The 20,239-nt window shown below is 63.6% G+C and carries 17 protein-coding genes and 1 riboswitch; of the genes, 6 read left to right on the forward strand and 11 right to left on the reverse strand.

Going from position 1 to position 20,239, the window contains the following annotated elements:
- Nucleotides 1-3: 3 nt before the first annotated feature.
- Nucleotides 4-1,188: an ABC transporter permease gene (locus tag GR138_RS00280; RefSeq protein ID WP_338091024.1), complete on the reverse strand. Its 1,185-nt coding sequence runs from the start codon at nt 1,186-1,188 to the stop codon at nt 4-6.
- Nucleotides 1,189-1,285: 97 nt separating this feature from the next.
- Between GR138_RS00280 and dgcA the strand changes: the two genes are divergently transcribed.
- Entirely contained in the window at nt 1,286-2,269 is a 984-nt protein-coding gene (gene dgcA, locus GR138_RS00285; protein ID WP_160856621.1) for an N-acetyl-D-Glu racemase DgcA, read from the forward strand.
- On the opposite strand, the gene GR138_RS00290 is transcribed toward dgcA, so the two are convergent.
- Both GR138_RS00290 and GR138_RS00295 read right to left on the reverse strand, forming a co-directional pair.
- A complete protein-coding gene (locus tag GR138_RS00290) occupies nt 2,239-3,456 on the reverse strand; it encodes an MFS transporter (protein ID WP_160856622.1) in 1,218 nt (405 codons plus the stop codon). The genes dgcA and GR138_RS00290 overlap by 31 nt on opposite strands.
- 107 nt (nt 3,457-3,563) lie before the next feature.
- Nucleotides 3,564-4,400 carry a UDP-2,3-diacylglucosamine diphosphatase gene (locus tag GR138_RS00295; protein WP_160856623.1) on the reverse strand — a complete coding sequence of 279 codons (837 nt, stop codon included), beginning with the start codon at nt 4,398-4,400 and terminating at the stop codon, nt 3,564-3,566.
- Between the two features lie 235 nt (nt 4,401-4,635).
- Between GR138_RS00295 and GR138_RS00300 the strand changes: the two genes are divergently transcribed.
- A complete protein-coding gene (locus GR138_RS00300; protein ID WP_160856624.1) occupies nt 4,636-6,957 on the forward strand; it encodes an NADP-dependent malic enzyme in 2,322 nt (773 codons plus the stop codon).
- Nucleotides 6,958-6,972: 15 nt separating this feature from the next.
- Here the strand turns inward: GR138_RS00300 and GR138_RS00305 are convergent, their stop codons facing one another.
- Entirely contained in the window at nt 6,973-7,335 is a 363-nt protein-coding gene (locus GR138_RS00305) for a winged helix-turn-helix transcriptional regulator (RefSeq protein ID WP_160856625.1), read from the reverse strand.
- 110 nt (nt 7,336-7,445) lie between these two features.
- On the opposite strand from GR138_RS00305, the gene GR138_RS00310 reads away from it, so the two are divergent.
- Complete coding sequence (locus GR138_RS00310; RefSeq protein WP_160856626.1) at nt 7,446-8,153, forward strand: glutathione S-transferase family protein; 708 nt, start codon at nt 7,446-7,448, stop codon at nt 8,151-8,153.
- A 34-nt stretch (nt 8,154-8,187) separates the two neighbouring features.
- On the opposite strand, the gene GR138_RS00315 is transcribed toward GR138_RS00310, so the two are convergent.
- Both GR138_RS00315 and GR138_RS00320 read right to left on the reverse strand, forming a co-directional pair.
- Nucleotides 8,188-9,774, reverse strand: a complete 1,587-nt coding sequence (locus tag GR138_RS00315) for an ABC-F family ATP-binding cassette domain-containing protein (protein WP_160856627.1) — start codon at nt 9,772-9,774, stop codon at nt 8,188-8,190.
- A 145-nt stretch (nt 9,775-9,919) separates the two neighbouring features.
- Nucleotides 9,920-10,984, reverse strand: coding sequence for a phytanoyl-CoA dioxygenase family protein (locus GR138_RS00320; RefSeq protein ID WP_160856628.1), 1,065 nt, complete (start codon nt 10,982-10,984; stop codon nt 9,920-9,922).
- A gap of 274 nt (nt 10,985-11,258) precedes the next feature.
- Between GR138_RS00320 and GR138_RS00325 the strand changes: the two genes are divergently transcribed.
- Nucleotides 11,259-12,353 carry a DUF2865 domain-containing protein gene (locus tag GR138_RS00325; protein ID WP_160856629.1) on the forward strand — a complete coding sequence of 365 codons (1,095 nt, stop codon included), beginning with the start codon at nt 11,259-11,261 and terminating at the stop codon, nt 12,351-12,353.
- Here GR138_RS00325 and bluB read toward each other — a convergent pair.
- The 5 genes from bluB to GR138_RS00350 form a co-directional block, all read right to left on the reverse strand.
- Nucleotides 12,346-13,038 (reverse strand): 5,6-dimethylbenzimidazole synthase, encoded by a 693-nt coding sequence (gene bluB / locus GR138_RS00330; protein ID WP_160856630.1) that lies wholly within the window; start codon nt 13,036-13,038, stop codon nt 12,346-12,348. The genes GR138_RS00325 and bluB overlap by 8 nt on opposite strands.
- A 45-nt stretch (nt 13,039-13,083) precedes the next feature.
- Nucleotides 13,084-13,308: riboswitch (cobalamin riboswitch) on the reverse strand.
- 59 nt (nt 13,309-13,367) lie between these two features.
- Nucleotides 13,368-14,882, reverse strand: coding sequence for a diguanylate cyclase domain-containing protein (locus GR138_RS00335; RefSeq protein ID WP_160856631.1), 1,515 nt, complete (start codon nt 14,880-14,882; stop codon nt 13,368-13,370).
- 121 nt (nt 14,883-15,003) lie between these two features.
- On the reverse strand, nt 15,004-15,831 hold the full coding sequence (locus tag GR138_RS00340; protein ID WP_160856632.1) for a TolB family protein: 828 nt from the start codon (nt 15,829-15,831) through the stop codon (nt 15,004-15,006).
- Between the two features lie 23 nt (nt 15,832-15,854).
- Nucleotides 15,855-16,181, reverse strand: coding sequence for an ammonium transporter (locus GR138_RS00345; protein ID WP_160856633.1), 327 nt, complete (start codon nt 16,179-16,181; stop codon nt 15,855-15,857).
- Nucleotides 16,182-16,184: 3 nt separating this feature from the next.
- Complete coding sequence (locus GR138_RS00350) at nt 16,185-17,864, reverse strand: NAD+ synthase (protein WP_160856634.1); 1,680 nt, start codon at nt 17,862-17,864, stop codon at nt 16,185-16,187.
- Here GR138_RS00350 and GR138_RS00355 point away from each other — a divergent pair.
- The gene (locus GR138_RS00355; protein WP_160856635.1) at nt 17,863-18,225 is read left to right on the forward strand and encodes a hypothetical protein; all 363 of its coding nucleotides are present in this window, start codon (nt 17,863-17,865) and stop codon (nt 18,223-18,225) included. The genes GR138_RS00350 and GR138_RS00355 overlap by 2 nt on opposite strands.
- Nucleotides 18,226-18,262: 37 nt before the next feature.
- Nucleotides 18,263-20,191 carry an LTA synthase family protein gene (locus GR138_RS00360; RefSeq protein WP_420853599.1) on the forward strand — a complete coding sequence of 643 codons (1,929 nt, stop codon included), beginning with the start codon at nt 18,263-18,265 and terminating at the stop codon, nt 20,189-20,191.
- Nucleotides 20,192-20,239 lie beyond the last annotated feature (48 nt).

Consider the following 20,239-nt stretch of genomic DNA (forward strand, 5'->3'; position numbering starts at 1 on the left):
TCCCTAGAAGTCGATTGCGGCATAGAACATGGCGAAGAGACCATCGACGAGAATGACGACGAAGATCGACTTCACAACGGAGGCCGTAACGTGGCGGCCGAGTGATTCGGCGCTGCCGCCGACCTTCAGCCCCTCCACGGAGGCGACAATGCCGATGATCAGCGCCATGAACGGCGCCTTGATCATGCCCGAAACGATCGTCGACAGGTCGATCGCCTCGCGAAGCCGCGACAGGAACGTGTCGAAGGTGATGCCGGAATAGGACCAGGCAACGAAGGCCGCGCCGAACAGTGCTGCAAAGTTGGCAATGATCGTGAGCAGCGGCAGCGCCACGGTGAGCGCCACGAGGCGCGGAAACACCAGCACGCCGATCGGGCTCAACCCCATGACCTTCAGCGCGTCGATCTCCTCGCGCATCTTCATAGAGCCGATTTCGGCCGTGATTGCGCTGCCCGAGCGGCCGGCGATCATGATGGCGGTCAGGAGCACGCCGATTTCGCGGAGCTGGAGAATGCCGACGAGGTCGACGACAAAAACCTCGGCGCCGAAATAACGAAGCTGGAAGGCACCCTGCTGGGCGATGATTGCGCCGATCAGGAAGGACATCAGAAGAATGATTGGCACGGCGCGCACGCCCATGCGGTCGATCTGGTGTACGATGGCTGCGGGCGAAAGGCCACTCTGGCGCCCGAGCTTCAGTTGAGCCCCGCGCACCGCCGAGCCGAGAATGAACATGGCGGCGACCGCGTCGTCCCAGACGTCCACCATAGCACGGCCGATCGGCGTGAAGATCCGCTCGAAGCGCGAGGCCGGCGGCCCCTTCTCCTCACGCGGTTCGGCAAGCTTTTCGGGCAGCGCGGAGATAAGGTCGGCATAGTGCGCGCCCTGGCGGTCGGTGACGCTTACCTCGCCACCGCCGGCCTGCCGCTCGGTGATCGCCCGGCGCAAAAGCCAGGCGCCGGCCGTATCCATTTCGGCGACACCGGTGAGGTCGATTTCGAGGGCTGATCCGGTTTTTCCGGCGATCTCGGCCAGCCGCTTGGCGGCGGCGACCGCGGTCATGTTCACCCAGTGGCCGGAGAGACGCCAGATCTCCCCGTCCTTGCCCGACAGGCTTTCGGTCACGATTTCGGCTGAGGGGCTGGCGGCGGTCAAATCTCTTGCATCTTCCCGTGCTTGGGACAACATGCGCCTGTCTTACCGGCTCGCTGGCCATCTGTCACCGAACGAACCGGTAAAAGCCCCGTCCCGCCTCGATTTTTTCAGGCCCGCCAGGATCGACATGATGCACCGACGCCTTCTTGCCGCCACCGAGAGCTTCCCGATTGCCGGCGCTTTCACCATTTCACGCGGCGCGAAGACGACGGCCGAGGTGGTGACCTGCACAATCGGCGCTTCGGGCCTGACGGGACGCGGCGAATGCGTGCCCTACGGCCGTTACGGCGAATCGGTCGCCAGCGTGCTGGCCGCGATCGAGGAGATGCGCGGCGCCATCGAAGACGGCATGGGCCGTGAGGACCTTGCCAACGTGATGCCGGCCGGCGCGGCGCGCAACGCGCTCGATTGCGCGCTCTGGGATCTCGAAGCCAAACTCTCCGGCGTGCCGACCTGGCAGGTGATCAATACCGCCGCGCCGCAACAGCTCGTCACCGCCTACACGCTTTCGCTCGGCGAACCGGAGGCGATGCAGCGCCAGGCGACGGAGCATGCCTGGCGTCCGCTGCTGAAGGTCAAGGTCGGCACGACCGACGATGCCGAACGCATCCGTGCGGTTCGCGCCGGAGCGCCCGAAAGCGCCATCATTCTTGATGCCAATGAGGGCTGGACGCCGGAAAACCTCGCCTACCATTTCTCGATCTGCGCCGAGGCGCGCATCGCGCTGGTGGAGCAACCGCTTCCGGCCGGCAATGATTCGGCGCTGCGCGATCACGCCCGCCCCATCCTTGTGTGCGCTGACGAGAGCGTGCACCGGACGGCGGATGTGGCAAAACTCGCCGACCGTTATGACGCGATCAACATCAAGCTCGACAAGGCAGGCGGCCTCACGGAAGCGCTGATGCTGCGCGAGATGGCCAAGGAGCACGACCTGAAGATCATGGTGGGCTGCATGGTCGGCACCTCGCTCGGCATGGCGCCGGCCGTGCTGCTCGCGCAGGGCGCCGATTTCGTCGATCTCGACGGGCCGCTGCTACTTGCCCGCGACCGGGAGCCGGGCCTGCGCTACGACGGTTCGGACGTCTACCCGCCGGAAGCCGCCCTTTGGGGCTGAGCGCGGGGCGCGACAAGCCGGCCGGCAATGATGGCGACGAGGCCGGCCGCGGCGACGAGCGACATCAGGTAAAAACCCTGAACGCCGTACCAGCTGAACGTATAGCCGGAGACGAACGTCGCAATCGCGGTGAACATGCCGGTGTAGAAGAAGTAGAGCCCCTGCGCGGCCGCCTCCTGCTCTTCTGCCACACGCTCCACGAGCCGGCTCTGCGCACTCATGTGGATGAGCGCGTAGGTGAAGGCATGCAGGCATTGCAGCACAAAGTAGCCAGCGAAAGACATCTCCATCGGGAAGAGGATCCAGCGCGCGACGGCCACCCCGCCACCGACGATCATCATCGACCACAGATTGAAGCGCTGCCTCAACTGGACGGCAAAGAGGAAGAACACCACCTCCGCAAGCACGCCCGCACTCCACAGGATGCCGACATCCACGCCGCTGAAACCCATCTTCTGCCAGTAGATCGCCGAGAAGGCGAAAAGCATGGCATGGCTGGCGTTGACGAGGGAGACACCGATCAGCATGAGCTGCACATCCCACTGGCGCAGCGTGCTTTTCGTTGGCATCGTCGCGATCGCCGATATCGGGGAAGGCCGGCGCGGCTTGCCGATCCGGGGCGCGATCATCGCGCCGAGCACCGTCAACACGAAGGCAGCCGCCATCGCCGGCAGCACCATGTCGCCGCCATAGAGGCCGGCAAGCCAGCCGCCGGTCATCGTCGCCAGAATGAAAGCGAGCGAGCCCCAGAGGCGCATCCTGCCATAATCGAAATTCCAGCGGCGCACACCGGAAAGCATAATCGCTTCGGTGATCGGGACGTAGGGCGAATAGACCGCACCCTGCAGGGTATAGAGCAGCAGAACGGGCCAGAAAGACCCCGTCGCAAACAGTGCCACCGCCGTCAGCAGAGACAGCAACCCCGACCAGATGAGCACGATCGACCGCTCGCCGATCCGGTCAGCCACCACGCCGGCAATGGGTGCGGTGAAGATGCGCACGAACATCGGCACGGCGAGCACGATACCGATCTGGAAATCGCTCATCTTCAGCGTTTCCAGCCAGATCGGGAAAAACGGCAGCGCAATGCCGTTGACCATCATCGGCGCGCAAAAAACGAGGGCAATGCGCGCGGCGAAGAACGGCGGCGCGCCGGTGGTCACGGAAAACCCGGAAGGGGCGGTCATTGGCGGGGAACCTGCGTTGGAACGCCCTCGGCTCTAGCACGCCGATGTACGTACGCCAATCCGCTATTTCTGCCCTTTGCCGACAATGCCCAATTTGTGAAAGCCGGCTATGCGGCTTCCGACTCGCGGGCCCCGATGGCCAGCATCTGACGCGACACCGGCACCACCTCCGCAGGCGTCGTCGCGAGCTTCTGCCAGGTGATCAGTTCCATCTCGCCGTCATGGTGCTCGGCAATCGCCGTGCAGCTCTCCACCCAATCGCCGCTGTTGATGTAGCGGATGCCGTCGATCTCGGTGATGATCGCGTGGTGGATATGGCCGCAGATGACACCGTCAGCCTCGTTGCGCCGCGCCTCTTCGACGACGACTTTCTGGAACTCGCCGATGAAGTTCACGGCCGATTTCACCTGCTGCTTGGCCCAGGACGAGAAGGACCAGTATGGCAGGCCGAGCCGGCGGCGGATGGCGGCGAAGACGACATTGATGGCGATCGCCGCATCATAGGCCCAGTCGCCGAGATAGGCGACGACGCGGGCATGGCGCACGACGACGTCGAATTCGTCGCCATGCAGCACGAGGTAGCGCTTGCCGTCGGCCGCTTCATGGATGATGCGCTCCGCCACCTCGACACCACCGAAATGGGTGCCGGGAAACTCGCGCAGGAATTCGTCATGGTTGCCGGGAATGTAGATGATACGCGTGCCCTTGCGGGCCTTACGCAGCAGCTTCTGCGTCACGTCGTTGAAGGCCTGTGGCCAGTACCAGTTGCGCTTGAGGCGCCAGCCGTCGACGATGTCGCCGACGAGCACGATCGTCTCCGCTTCATGATGCCGCAGGAAGTCGATCAGGAAGTCCGCCTTGGCTGCCTTCGATCCCAGATGCACGTCCGAGATGAACAGCGTACGGAAGTAGCGAATGTTCGGGTCAGCGGGGGTCACAGTCATGCGTGTTTCTCCGGGTGGCCGGCCGCCGCGAACATCGTCATAAAGGGCGGCTTTGATACTGTTGAAAACCAGACTCCTGTTTCAGATTGATGACACACCTATGCCTTTTCGATGCACAAATAGGCATTGCACAGGTCGATGAATGCGGCTTTATGGAAGGTTCCGAAAACTTCACGTAGCGGCGGTTTCATGTCAGGAATGGCCGCAACGAAAACAGCATATGACAGGGAGCACCATGAGCACGGGTGATAAATCGAGGACGCAGGACGGTCCGGTAAGCGGCGACATCGACCAACAGGCCCTCTTCTTCCACCGTTACCCCCGCCCCGGCAAGCTCGAGATCACCGCCACCAAGCCGCTCGGCAACCAGCGCGACCTGGCGCTTGCCTATTCGCCGGGCGTCGCCGCGCCGTGCCTTGCCATCCGCGACGATCCGAACACGGCCGCCGACTACACGGCGCGCGCCAATCTGGTTGCCGTCGTGTCGAACGGAACGGCCGTTCTCGGCCTCGGCAATATCGGCCCGCTGGCCTCCAAGCCGGTGATGGAAGGCAAGGCCGTCCTCTTCAAGAAATTTGCCGGCATCGATGTCTTCGACATCGAGATCGACGCGCCGACCGTCGACGAGATGGTCAACGTCGTCTCCGCGCTGGAGCCGACCTTTGGCGGCATCAACCTGGAAGACATCAAGGCGCCGGAATGTTTTGAAGTCGAACGCCAGCTGCGCGAGAAGATGGATATCCCCGTCTTCCACGACGACCAGCATGGCACGGCGATCATCGTCGCGGCGGCGGTGCTGAACGGCCTGGAACTGGCTGGAAAGTCCCTGCATGAAGCCAAGATCGTCGCTTCGGGTGCCGGTGCCGCAGCGCTTGCCTGCCTCAACCAGCTCGTCTCACTCGGCGCAAAGGTCGAGAACATCTGGGTGCACGATCTCGAAGGCCTCGTCTACAAGGGCCGCAAAGTGCTGATGGACCGCTGGAAGGACGTCTATGCCCAGGAGACGGACAAGCGCCAGCTCTCTGAAAGCATCGACGGCGCCGACGTCTTCCTCGGCCTCTCGGCCGCCGGCGTGCTGAAGCCGGAACTGCTCGCCCGGATGGCGGAAAAGCCGTTGATCATGGCGCTCGCCAACCCGACGCCGGAAATCATGCCGGAAGAAGCGCGCGCCGCCCGCCCGGACGCAATGATCTGCACCGGCCGCTCGGATTTCCCCAACCAGGTCAACAACGTCCTCTGCTTCCCCTACATCTTCCGCGGCGCGCTCGATTGCGGCGCGCGCACGATCAACGAAGAGATGAAGATGGCTGCGGTCCGGGCGATCGCAGCGCTTGCCCGCGAGGAAGTGTCGGACGTTGCGGCCCGCGCCTATTCCGGCGACACGCCGAGTTTTGGCCCGAACTACCTGATCCCCTCGCCCTTCGACCAGCGCCTCATCCTGCGCATTGCGCCGGCCGTCGCCCGCGCTGCGGCCGAGACCGGCGTGGCGCTGCGCCCGATCACCGATTTCGACGCCTATCTCGACCAGCTCAACCGCTTCGTCTGGCGCTCCGGCTTCATCATGAAGCCGATCTTCGCCGCCGCGAAGAAGGCCGAGAAGAAGCGCGTGATCTTCGCCGAAGGTGAAGATGAGCGCGTGCTGCGCGCTGCCCAGATCCTGCTGGAGGAAAACACCGCCCTGCCGATCCTCATCGGCCGTCCGCAGATCATCGAAACGCGCCTCAAGCGTTATGGCCTGCGTGTGCGCCCGAATGTCGATTTCGAGGTGGTGAACCCGGAAGACGATCCGCGCTACCGCGACTATGTCGAGGATTATCTGCGCTTCGTTGGCCGCAAGGGCGTCAACCCGGAAGCCGCCCGCACCATCGTGCGCACGAACCAGACCGTCATCGGCGCACTGGCCGTCAAGCGCGGCGATGCCGATGCCCTGATCTGCGGTGTCGAAGGCCGCTATGCACGTCATCTGCGCGATGTGAGCCAGATCATCGGCAAGAAGCCCGGCGTGCTCGATTTCTCCGGCCTCAGCCTGTTGATCTCGCAGCGCGGTGCGACCTTCTTCACCGACACCTACGTGACCATGGACCCGACGGCCGAGGAAGTGGCCGAGATGACCATCATGGCCGCACAGGAAATCCGCCGCTTCGGCATCACGCCGCGCGCCGCCCTGGTGTCCCATTCGAACTTCGGTTCGCGCGACAGTGATAGCGCCCTCAAGATGCGCCGGGCGATGGAGCTTGTGCGCGAACAGGATCCGGATCTCGAAGCCGATGGCGAAATGCACGGCGACGCCGCGATTTCCGAGGCGCTGCGCCAGCGCGTCATGCCGGACTCCACGCTGACGGGCGAAGCGAACCTGCTCGTCTTCCCGAATCTCGACGCCGCCAACATCACGCTCGGCGTGGTCAAGACGATGACGGACAGCCTGCATGTCGGCCCGATCCTGCTCGGTGCTGCGCTCCCCGCCCACATCCTGTCGCCGTCCGCCACCTCGCGCGGCGTCGTCAACATGGCCGCCCTTGCCGTGGTCGAAGCCTCCTACCCGGACGGTTCGATCTGATCGGAAAGATCTGCCTTACGAAACGGCCGCCGCTTCGGCGGCCGTTTTCGTTTTCGGCGCCGGGCGCGCTGCGTCATGCGCCTCCCACCAGTCGCCCAGCGCATCGATCAGCGGCATCACGGTGAGGCCCGCGGGCGTCAGGTCGTATTCGACGCGCAGCGGATAACCGTCGAAGACGGTGCGCTCGACAAGGCCCGCCTTTTCCAGCTTGCGCAGTTCCAGCGTGAGGATGCGATGCGAGACCGTCGGATTGTCGCGCCGCAGGTCGCTGAAACGCTTGGTGCCGTCCTTCAGATAGTAGATCAGCAGCGTCGGCCAGCGACCGCCCAGCACCTGCATGACCTCCTCGATCGGGCAACGGGAAACGAGATCCTTCATAGCGGGCTCCGGCGTGGTGACAAAAATGTGCGTAATTTACATGGGGGCGGGCAAGGCTTAGGTCCAGTGTCGCTGCGCAGCGTGGTCAAACGAAATCACGGAGAAGAACATTGGAACCGATCCTCATCTACGGCTTCCCAGCCGGAAGCTCCATGGGCCTCGTCGCAGCGCTGGAATGGCTCGGCAGGCCCTACAGGCTCTGCCGCGTGGATATGCTGGACGAGATGCGCGACCCCGCCTATGCCCGCATCAACGCCCGGCACGAGACACCCGCTCTCGTCACCGACGACGGCCGCGTCATCACCGAAACCATGGCAATCGCCCACTGGCTTGCCGCGCGCGATACGGAACGGCGCATCAGCTTCGATACCACCACGCCCGAGGCCGATCGCATGGTCCAGTTGATGGCCTATCTCAACACCGGTTTCACCGGCGCCTTCAGCCCGCTCTGGTCGGCGCTGGAGATGGAAACACCGGACCCGGTGCTGCAGCAGTCTTTGCGGACCTACGGACGTGACGCTGTCGTCGACCGGCACGACAAGCTGGAGGCCATGCTCGGCGACACACCCTATCTCGTCGGCGATCATCCCACGCTGGCGGACGGCGTGCTAATCGGCGTCGCCCGCTGGCTCGACTATCACGAGGTGGCGCCGGCAAGCCGCTGGCCACGCATCGAGAAGGTCCGCCGCCTGTTGGAAGCAAACCCCGCCGTTGCCTTCGCGACCGCACTGGAAGCCGGCGAGACGCCTGCCGGCGCAGGCGCCTTCAAGGGCCATGTCCCGCTCGCCGACGTGATCGAGCGTTTCGGCCGCGGCTGACAACGGAAGGCCGGGCCAAAGCCCGGCCTTCTCCTCAAAGGGGCACGAGTTCCAGTCGACGCGTGATGCCGATTGCCGCCAGAAAGGGCTCGTCATGGCTGACCACGAGGAGCGCACCGTCATAAGCCCGCAGCCCCGCCTCCACCGCCTCGATCGAATCGATGTCCAGATGGTTCGTCGGCTCGTCGAGGATCAGCAGCGGAGGCGGCGTGCCGCCGCCGAGCACACAGGCAAGGCCGGCACGCAGAAGCTGCCCGCCGCTCAGACTGCCGACGATCTGCAAGGCGGCATCGGCGCGAAACATGAAACGCGCGAGCGCCGCGCGGCAGGTGTTTTCATCCGCGCCGGGATTGAGCTGCCGGAAATTGTCGCGGATCGACAGGGACGGATCGAGCAGGCTCACGCGCTGGTCGAGCATGGCGACATTCGTGAAAACCCGCACGCTCCCCTGCGTGGACTGCAACTGACCGGTGACGAGGGCAAGCAGCGTCGTCTTGCCGGAACCGTTCGGTCCCGTCACCGCGATCCTTTCGGGCCCGGTCATCACCAGGGACAGGTCGCGCAACACCGGCTGGTCCGGCACATATCCGGCCGTCACGTTTTCGATCTTTAACACCGTCTTGCCAGCGGCCAGATGGGTCGACGGCACGGAAACGGTGAGTGGTTGAAGGATTTCGATGCGCTCCCGCGCCGCCGTCACTGCCTCGACCGCCTGGCCCTGCCGGCTTTCGGCAAGCCGGGCATTGGCAGCGCTCGTGAGCTCGCTGCGTTCCTTCATGGCGCCGAGCATGATGCGGGGAATATCGCCCCGTGCCCTCTTCCGGCGGCCCGTGCTGTCCTTGCGCGCCTTGCGCTCGGCAATCGCCTGCATGGTCCGCGCCACCTCCGCGGCCTGCTTTTCGGCGTCCGCCAGGTCGCGGTGCGCGGCCGCGAGCTCCAGCGCCTTGCGGGCGCGATAGGCGCTCCAGTTGCCGCCGTAGCGGGTCGCACCCAGCGTTGTCACTTCGACAATGGCATCCATAGCGTCCAGCAGTTCCCGATCATGGCTGACGACGATCGCACCGGCTCGCCAGCCCGCGAGCAGGTCGATGACCGCGAGGCGCCCTTCCCGGTCGAGATTGTTGGTCGGCTCGTCGAGCAGCAGGAAATCCGGCTCGCTGAAGATGAGGGCCGCAAGCGCCGCGCGCGTGCGCTGCCCGCCGGAAAGTGCCGTCAATGGCGTGCCCGGCTCAGCGGACAGCCCGACCCGGGCGAGTGCTGCGGCAAGCCGCGTCTCCAGCGTCCAGTCCGCGCTGGCCAGAGCGTCGGCGTCCGCTTCGCCGCGCGCCGCGCGGTCAAGCAGGTCGAGGGCCTCGACGATGCCGAAGAGACTTGCGACGGTTTCATCCGCCGCGACCTGCACGCTCTGGCGCAACAGGCCGAGCGTGCCGTCCACCGTGACAGTGCCGGCCTGTGGCGCAAGATCACCGGTGACGAGCTTCAGCAATGTCGTCTTGCCGACGCCATTGCGGCCGACAAGGCCGGCGCGTTCGGCACCGAAACTCAGGTCGAGGTTGGAAAGAAGGGTGTGGCCGTCAGGCGTGGACCACGTGATTTTGGAAAGTGTGATGGAAGCAGGCATGGCAATCCCCGAGAACAAAACGAAGTCGATTTGTGTTCGGGTTGAATTCCATGATGCACCAGCCGGTCAGCATTGACGATGCCGGAGATGTAGGGCCGAACCGGCCGGCTTGCAAGCCCAGGGCCGGTTCGGCGGTTTGAACGGCCTACTGCGCCGGCGGCTGATCCAGCCGCTTCGACCACTCGTCTGCCTTGCCGTTGCCGGCGGGACGCCAGGGCGATCCCTTGAGGCCGAGCTTGCCGCGCAGGCCCATTGCCGAGATGATCAGCCGGTTCATGCCCGACGCGATGAAGGGCAGCGAGGCAAGGTGCAGGCCGGTGAACGGCAGGAAGGGATTGCGGCGCAGCGAGCCGTAGATCTCGATGCGCGTCGTCGTCTTGTAGCTCGGGCTGCGCGCGTGAAAACCATGCGTATCGGCAACGATCAGCGTATTGGCCTTGACGGTCATCTTGACCGGCTGGCCATAACCGAGCGCACCAAGCTCATCCGGCATGATGCGCAGCGAGCCACGGGCGGAGTAAACGTTTTCGATAGCGTCGGCATTCTCGCTGATGCGGCGCTCCCAGGCCATGCGCTGCGGCGTCATCTCATGCGAGCCGGGCACGTAGGCAAACGGGCCGTCCTCCTCCTCGACATCGCGCAGGAAGAGCCAGGCCTTGGCCGTCGGTTGAAACGTATCGCTGTGCAGGGCAGTCTGCGGATCGGTCGAGCCCTTGGCGATGACCGACGGCAGTGCCATCACCACCTGGACAACCAGCAGCGGCTGGCCGGCATGGGACGACACATAACGCAGCAGGTTGGTGAGCCGCGGATCGTTGCGCGCAGCCTTGAAGCCGGGCAGGCTTTCGAGGTCGGTGTCGTCGATGATCGCGCGACGGGTGACCGTGGCACCCTGCTTCATGTCGTAGCGCTCGAAATCGCGCTCGGCGAGTTCGCGCGTCACCGCGGCAAAATTCTCGGCAGACAGGAAGTTCTCGATCTTCACGAAGCCATTCTCGGCATATTGCCGGCGATATTCCGGCGCGACCGTCGTTTCCAGCTTGGTCCGGCGCCAGGCGGCCATGCGCATGGCGAGCGAAACGCGCTTTTCGTGCAGGCCCTTCCTGTTCAGCCATTTGCTGCCGATGATCGGATTGTCGGCAAAGGATTTGGCGCCCGAGGCGAGCTGAAGCGCGTAGAGAGGACTGAGCAAGACTGAGGAAATCCGCATGTGCACCTGCCTGCAAGGGGGCCGGCTTCGCCTTGAGGGCGACTGCGCGAGAGGCGCGCAAACCGGCTGTTGTATGTGCCGAGAGTGCTACACCAAGCCCCGGAGGAGATCAATTACACAGCCCGAAGAAGAAGCTGAGTTGTGAAATCATATTTCCCCTTGCGCGTTAATCACAAATGCGGGAGCGCGTTGCGCTTCCCCTCCGGTAGCCTATGATAAGGGACGCATATGCGGCGGAATTGCCGCTCTGACGCACGTTCACGGGATCTTCGACTTGAAAAGACGCGCCAGTCTTCTTTTTGCCGTTGCAACCGGTCTGCCGCTGTTTTTCTTCGGCGGCACGGCGGCCGCGAACGTGTGTGAGCGTATCCAGGCCGAGCTTGCCAACCTGCCCCGGGTGCTGGTCGATACATCTAGCGCCCGCAAATATGCCGGCGCCATCGCACGCCAGAACATTCAGCTGCGCAAAGCCAAGGGCGACCAGCGCCGCCTCGGCTGTTCGGGCGGCAGTATCATCGTCGTCGGCGGGCCGAATGCGGAAGCATGCGACACGCTCAGCACGGTCATCGGCAAGATGGAGCGCAATCTCCAGATTCTCGACAGGAAGCGCCGCGAATTCGCGGGCGGCACCTCCACCGACGGCAAGCGCAAGCGCCTGCTCGCCTCGTTCGAGACGAACGGCTGCAACGACGAGGCGAAAGTCATGCCGGTGGCGGCGACCGAGACGCTGCGCACGCCCGATGACACGCGCAGCCTGCCGCTCGGCACCATGCCGGATGGCAGTGGGCGGCTGGAACTGCGATCACTTGGCGGCAGCAACGGCCATGGCAATTTGCGCACGGTCTGCGTGCGCACCTGCGACGGCGGCTTCTTCCCGATTTCCTCCGGTGCTACGCCGCTTGATTTCCGCCGCGACCAGCAGGTCTGCACCATGATGTGCCCGCAGACGGAAACCGAACTGTTCTACCAGTCGATGACCAACGGGCAGGAAACCGACCAGATGACCTCGACGGTCACCGGCCGCCCCTATTACGAACTGCAGAACGCCTTCGCCTACCGCACGCGCGACCTTTCCAAGCCCGGCGCCTGCGGCTGCAATCTCTCGGCCTATTACCAGGAGATGATCAAGCGCGAAAAGGCGCTGAAGGGCGACCCCGGACAGGCTGCAAACGATGGCGACGCCGGTTCGATCACGAGGATCGACACGCTGCCGAAAAAGGTGGAAACAGCGGTCAAGACGCCGGTGAAAATCGGGGAACGCGACTACGATCCGGCGACCAGCAAGGTGCGCACGGTCGGCCCGGTCTTCCTGCCGGCAAACCAATCCGCCATAGACCTCGGCCGCCCGACAGACGCCGGCGTCAACTGACACCGCTGTCCGGCCAGCGCTCCTCAAACACGAGCTCCTCCAGTGGCAGGCGCTGACGCCAGCCTTTCACCGCAAGCTCCGGCTCCGCATAGAGTTGATCGACAAAACCAACGCAAAGCCAGGCGACGATCTCGATATGCTCGGGGATACCGAGGATGTCGCGGACATCGCTGTCGTGAAAGATGCTGACCCAGCCAACACCCACCCCCTCCGCCCGCGCGGCAAGCCAGAGGTTCTGTACGGCGCAGACCGTCGAATAGACATCCATGCGCGGATTGTGCGTGCGCCCAAGCACCACCGTCCCGCCGCGCGTCGGATCACAGGTCACGCAGATCGAGAGCGGCGCTTTGAGGATCCCTTCGAGCTTCAGGGCGCGATACTGGCCCTGCCGTTCGCCTTCGAACATTGCCGCCGCTTCGGCATTGGCCGTCTCAAACGCGGCATGCACCCGACGCCGGGTCGCTTCGCTGCGCACCGTCAGAAAATTCCACGGCTGCATGAAGCCGACCGACGGCGCGCTGTGCGCGGCATGCAGGAGGCGGCCGACGAGATCGTCCGGCAACGGATCCGGCAGGAACTGGTCACGCACGTCGCGACGCGTTTCGATGGCACGGTAGACGGCTTGCCTGTCCTCGCAAGAAAAGGCGCCCGCCCGGACCAGAGGGTCCCACGGTTCGGTTCGCATCGTCTTCTCCCCAACAATGCGTACAACCTGCCGCCGTCCACGCGGTTCGGTCTATCTTGCCAGGCCGGTCTTCTGACTTCGGGTCACGCAGCACGCGCCTGCCTTCCCGGTTGAACAACCAGTGGCAAAAGCCTGAATCGATTCAAGCTTTTATGGCGCACGCCATCCCCGTCACAGCGTTGGGCACGTTCCGGACCTGGGTTTTTTCAAACCCGCACCGGATTCCCGATTCTCCCGCGCGATGCGGGCACCTGACGGAGGTGATATGCGCACGAGCCGACCCTGCGATCAAGCCCGCTTGCGCCGCAAACCGGTCCACCTGCGGCTCGCTAGGCGGCACGGATCTCGCCCGCCTCCGCGATCTCTTCGCTGCCCATATCGCCAGCATGGATGGCACGGTTGCGGCCGCCGTTCTTGGCCGCATAGAGCGCGGCATCGGCCATGACCATGACGTCGTGCACGGTCTTGCCATGGTGCGGGAACTGGGCGATGCCGGCGCTGCCGCCAATCAGCAGAAGCTGCCCGTCATAGGCGATCGGGATCTGCGTATCCAACACGAGACTGGCGGCAAGCTCCACCATATGGTCGCGGCTATGCTCGCCCGTCAGCAGGACGGAAAATTCGTCACCACCCAGGCGGGCGACGCAACCGTACCGGCCGATACGCTCGGAGAACCGCCGGGCGACGGCCTGGAGCACCGCATCTCCCGCCGCATGTCCGTGCCGGTCGTTGACCGCCTTGAACCTGTCGAGGTCGAGCGTGAGGATCGTAAACGGCCGATTTTCTCCCTTTCTGATGGCGCGCGACACTTCCTCGTCGAAACCGCTGCGGTTCTTGAGCCCGGTCAGCGGATCGTGCCGGGCGAGGAAGGCATTTTTCGTCTCGCTGCGCTGGAGTGCCCTGACCAGAGCGGAAAAGCGCAGCGTGACGAACAGCATGACGCCGGCGAAGACCAGCACGAACAGTGCGATCTGCGGCAGCGCCCAGCGCCAAACGAAGGAGCCGGGCATGTTGGGCCGCCAGGAGGTGACCATCGGATTGTAGGTATCGCCACCGACCGGCGTCATCAGCAGCCCCGGTTCCTGCGTCACGATCGGCGTGAAGCCGAGATCGCGCACGCCAAGGCGCCGCTCGGTATTCGCCAGCATCTTTTGCGAGACGGGTTTGACGGTGATCAGCAGCGTCGGCTCTAGCCGGCTCGCCGGGATGTAAAGCGTCTTGGGAATAACCGCCTGCACCACGACGATGCTCATCACCCGGTCGATCAACCGCATGCCGGAAACATGGATTTCAGGCAATGCCGGTGTCAGCAGGTCGGGATCCGCCTTGCCACCGGCGACCTGCCAGCCACCGCGATCGGGCGAGAGCGCCTCGCGGTAGGCGCGTTCGGCCTTGCGGGTAAGATCGCTCACCCAGTGCAGCTTTTCGCGGGCCTTGCGTTCGGGAACCTTTTCACCCCGGTGCACGCCAAGCACCTTCTCGCCATCCGGCGAGGTGAAGATCATCCAGGAAAAGCCGAAATCGGACCACATCCAGTCGCGCATCTGGTCGCGCACGAACGTATCGTCCGGCATGCCGTTCGCCAGTTCGTCGAACGTCTTGTCCCAGAAGGACAGTTGGCTCTGGTACTGCACGACCTGGTCGATCTGGTGGCTGAATTCGTTGCGCACCAGCGTGCGCTCGGTCTCGGCGACAAAACTGTCGGCCCGCTCGATCGCATAGTCCAGCACGAGATAGTTGGCGGCTCCGAACAGCAGGATGATCATCAAGGCTGCCGCCCGGATCGCCCAACCTACACCGCGCCGCCGCGTCGTGTGGCCCTCTTCAGCCTTGCCCGTCATCATGTCCCTGCCTGTCCCCCACCCTTTCCGGGCATTGTTCAAAGCAGGCTAACCGACAGTCGGCAAAATTCGCTTAAACGGGCTGGTGAGCGAAAACTTAACGTGCGCCCGCTGGATCGGGCAATCAGGCGGGCGGCGCGTAGCGCACGAAGGCGAATTCCGCACCGTCCGGCGACCAGTTCGGCACGTTCATCGTGCCCTGCCCACCGAAAAGTTCAAACAGAATCCGTGCGTTGCCGCCGTCCATGTCCATCAGGCGCAGGCGCACATCGAGATCACGCGGGTGATCGAAAACCTCGCCATCATAAGAAAGCACGAGCAGGTGCCGGCCGTCGGGCGAAGGATGCGGGAACCAGTCGCCATAGGGGCTGTCGGTGATGCGCGTCGGCTCGCTGCCATCCGGACGGACCCGCCAGATCTGCATGCGTCCGGTGCGGCTGGAATTGAAGTAGATCCAGTCTCCATCCGCGGAATAATCCGGCCCGTCATTGCGCCCTTCACCGAAGGTCAGGCGCCGCTCCTTACCACCGGCGACCGGGATGGTGTAGATGTCGAAGACATTGTCGCGAATGCCGCAATAGGCGAATGTTTCACCATCCGGCGACCAGCCGTGCCAGTAGGACGGCAGGTTCGGCGTTACCAGCCGCGGCGTGCCGCCCCCGGCCGGCAGCACGTAGATCGCAGACTTGCCGAATTCGACCTTGTCGCTGATGGCGAGCAGCCGGCCATCCGGGGAAAGCCCGTGGTCGTTGTTGCAAAGGGTCGCAAAGCCCGTGTCGATCTGCACGGGTTCGCCGCCATCGAGTGAAAGGCGATAGAGCAGCCCGCCACCGTTGATGACGAGGAAACGCCCATCGCGTGAAAAATTCGGCGCCTCGACGAGCCGCTCCGTCTGCCACACGACCCGTGTCTCGCGTGTAACGATATTGTAGATCTCGACGGAACTGCGCATGCCTTCTCCTGTCGTTACTGTCGTTACTGTCGCTCGTCGACCGTCGGCAACAGCTTCCGACAGATCGATTGCATCATCACGAAATTGCTGTGGTCACGCCAAGTCGAAACGAAACCCCAGGCCAGCAACAAAAGCATGCAGATGAAGGCCACGCCGGTGATGACGAGGCTGCCGGTCGCAAGCCCGTAGGCGCCGAACACTGCCGGCGTCGCGAAATAGGCGACCTGCGCCGAAACCTGCCGGCCCGCCGATACGTCGCTCAGCGACCACAAGCGGATGAGCCTGATTTCCTCCGGTGTGAACTCCGGGCGGTTTTCGCCACCGCCCGGCTCGCCGGCGCGCGCCTCCATATCCTACCCCCGATCCCGGAACCGGTTGGTGATCGGATAGCGGCGATCACGGCCAAAGTTCTTCTTGGTGATTTTGACGCCCGGCGCCGATTGCCGGCGCTTGTATTCCGCGATGTAGAGCAGGTGCTCGATGCGGTGCACGGTCGCCTCGCCATGGCCACGCGCGACGATTTCCTCCGTGCTCATCTCCTTTTCGACGAGGCATTCGAGAATGTCGTCGAGCACCGGATAGGGCGGCAGCGAATCCTGGTCGGTCTGGTTGGGACGAAGCTCGGCCGATGGCGCCTTGTCGATGATGTTTTTCGGGATCACCTCGCCCGTCGGGCCGAGTGCGCCCGGCGGCGTGTGTTCGTTGCGCCAGCGCGACAGCGCATAGACCTGCATCTTGTAGAGGTCCTTGATCGGGTTGAAGCCGCCGTTCATGTCGCCGTAGAGCGTGGCGTAACCGACCGACATTTCCGACTTGTTGCCGGTGGTGACGACCATCGAGCCGAACTTGTTGGAAATGGCCATGAGGATCGTGCCGCGCGTGCGGCTCTGCAGGTTTTCTTCCGTGATGCCTTCTTCCGTTCCTTCGAAGGTTTCCGAAAGCGCAGAGAGGAAACCCGCCACCGGCGCCTCGATCGGCACGATGTCGTAGCGGCAGCCGAGCAGCTTGGCGCAATCCGCCGCGTCCTTCAGCGAATCCTTCGAGGTATAGCGGTAAGGCAGCATCACGCAGCGCACCCGCTCCTCGCCCAGCGCATCGACGGCGATCGCCGCGCAGATCGCCGAATCGATACCGCCCGACAGGCCGAGCACGACGTTCTTGAAACCGTTCTTGTTGACGTAGTCGCGGAAGCCGAGCAGGCAGGCGCGGTAATCCGCCTCCTCCTTCTCCGGAATGCGCGACATCGGCCCACCGTCGCAAACCCAGCCATCACTGTGTTTTTTCCAGGTGGTGAGGGCAATCGTCTCCTCGAACTGGCTCATCTGAAAGGCCAGCGCCTTGTCGGCGTTGAAAGCAAAGCTCGCGCCGTCGAAGACGAGTTCGTCCTGGCCGCCGAGCTGGTTGGCGTAGAGCAGCGGCAGGCCGGTCTCGATGACCTGCTTCAGCGCCACCTGATGGCGGATATCGACCTTGCCGCGATAATAGGGCGAGCCGTTCGGCGAGAGCAGGATTTCCGCCCCGCTTTCCGCCAGAGTCTCGCAGACGCCAAGGTCACCCCAGATGTCCTCGCAGATCGGAATGCCGAGGCGGACGCCGCGGAAATTCACCGGACCGGGCATCGCGCCCTGGTCGAAGACGCGCTTTTCGTCGAACTCACCGTAATTCGGCAGATCCACCTTGTCGCGCACGGCAATCACCTTGCCGCCATCGAGCACGGCGACGGCATTGTAGCGCCCCGACTCATCCTGCCGTGGAAAGCCGATGATGACGCCGGGGCCACCGTCGGCCGTGTCTGCGGCGAGGTCGTCGATGGCGCGCCGGCAGGTGTTCAGGAACGCGGGCTTCAGCACCAGATCCTCCGGCGGATAGCCGGAGACGAAGAGTTCCGTCAGGAGAAGCAGGTCGGCACCTTGCCGGGCCGCGTCCTCGCGGGCGGCACGCGCCTTGGCGAGGTTGCCGGCGACGTCGCCGACGGTCGGGTTCAATTGCGCGACGGCGATGCGCAGTGTTGCCTTTTCAGTCTGGGAAGTCATGTCTGCGGACCCGTTTCCTTCAGAGCAATTCCAGCAAAACTGTTGGGCGGCTTTGCATCCGGAGTTGCGTAAAAACATCGAGACAGGGCGTTTCCGCGCTTCAGGGAAAGCGGAAAATGCCCTGGTGTCCGATCCTGCTGCCGCGCGTGGCTGCCGCACTCTCGAACGGTCGAGAAGCTGTTTAGAACATCACAAGCGCTTTGGGAATGAACCGCGACGCCGTTTGCGCGCGCATCGGCGCAAAACCCTCATTTTTCAGGAGGTTCCGTTGACCATTGCGGCAGTGCAACAGAGGGAACCAAAGCACCGGGAGAACGTTGCAGAAACCGTTCATCTCCTGTTCAAGATGACATCCGTATGACAGATAAACGAAACTTTTATGAAATCTGGAGACGGCCTTGGCCCTGTTCACCCCCGCAGCCGTGGCGGTCAATACCACAGAAGGCCTGGCCGTCGAGGCCGGCTTTTTCGCGCGCCACATCAAGGCGCTCGCCGTATTGCGTTCGCTTGCCGTTTCCGGGCTTCTGGCGCTCCTGACCGTCATCGTCATCGAGTTGATTACGCGCAGCTCAATCGCGCAGACGTGGATCTATTTCACCAATCTCGAACAGCCCGCCTGGACGACAACCGGCGTGTTCTTCCTGCTTTATCTCGCCATTGATGCGCTGATCGGTCGGCAGCACAAGGCCGTCCTGCTGGTATCTCCGCTTGTCATGCTGATGGGCGTCATTTCGCAGCAGAAGCAGGTTTTCCTCACCGATCCGCTCTACCCGACCGATCTGCTTTTCGGCCGGCAGATCATGGAACTGATGCCGGTGCTGGTGCAGGACCGACCATGGACCGCCGTGGGCCTCGCCCTTGCCGTCCTCGCTTCGGTCGTCGGCCTCATCAGCCTGTGGGTCTTCGCCTGGCGCCGCTTCCGTCCGCTGACCAGGAAAGAGCGCCTGACGCGGCTTGCCGTCGCGCTGCCGCTGCTCGCCGGCTTCGTCTCGATCATGGACTACAACGAATTCTCCTGGGTCCGTGACCGGCTCAAGGTGTTCCCGATCATGTGGGACCAGGCGGAAAACTATCGCCACAACGGCTTCACGATGGCCTTTGCCATCAACCTGCCGATGGCCAACGTGCAGGCGCCCTCCGGCTACATGATCGACGCGATCGACAAGATTCCGTCAAAGCCCATGCCGGTCGGCACGACGCACCGCTCCAAGCCCGATGTCATCGTCGTCATGAGCGAATCGCTCTGGGACCCGACGCGCCTTGAGACGGTAAAGCTCTCGGCCGATCCGATGCCGGTGATCCGCGAAAACCAGAGCGGCGGCGTGTTCTCGCCGGAGTTCGGCGGCCTGACGGCAAACGTCGAGTTCGAGGCGCTGACGGGCTTTTCCAACGCCTTCCTGCCGACAGGCAGCATTCCCTACCAGCAATATGTGCGCAAGCCGATCCCGTCGCTTGCCACCTTCTTCCGGGCGGAAGGCTATACGGCGCGCGCCATCCATCCATTCTCCGGCTGGTTCTGGAACCGCTCGAGTGTCTACAAGGCCTTTGGTTTCCAGACCTTCAAGGACGTCGACAAGATGCCGCCGCTGGCAAAACGCGGCAACTTCACCTCGGACGAGGCGCTGACCAAGGAGATCATTCGCCAGGCCGATATGCAGGAAGATCCGTTCTTCTTCTTCACCGTGACGCTGCAGGGCCATGGCCCCTATGACGACGGCCGCTACGCGAAGACCGACATCGACGTCGAAAGCAAGCTGGATGCACGCGATACCCGCATGCTCGCGAGCTATGCACAGGGCGTGAAGGAAGCGGACAGCAGCCTGAAAATGCTGATGGACTGGGCGAAGGAACGCGACCGCGAAACGATCATCGTCGTTTTCGGCGACCACCTGCCGCCGCTCAACACGGTCTACCAGAATTCCGGCTACATGCAGGGCATCACCGCCTCGCGCAAGGGCACGCCCGAGCAGATGCAGAAGGAGCACGAGACGCCGCTCGTCATCTGGTCGAACAAGACCGGCGTGGAAAAGGACGTCGGCACGATCAGCCCGGCCTTCCTTTCCTATTTCATCCTCAAGGAAGCCGGCTTCGAACATCCCTACTACACCGGCTTCCTGGGTGCTGTGCACGACAAGCTGCGCGTTATCGACCGCTACATGCTGATCGACGCCAAGGGCAACGGCACGGCCGGCTGGGCCCGCAAGAAGACCATCGACCCGCTGGTACGCGACTTCCGTTTCCTGCAGCACGACATCATGTTCGGCAAACAATACGGCCTGGAACGTTTCTTCAATTCCCATGCGGAACTGATGGCGGCGGGCTTCTGACAAACGGCCCAACCGCGCTAGGCTAGGGCTCCGATTCCCTTTCCGGAG

This window comes from Shinella kummerowiae (genome assembly GCF_009827055.1).
Taxonomy (GTDB): Bacteria; Pseudomonadota; Alphaproteobacteria; order Rhizobiales; family Rhizobiaceae; genus Shinella; species Shinella kummerowiae.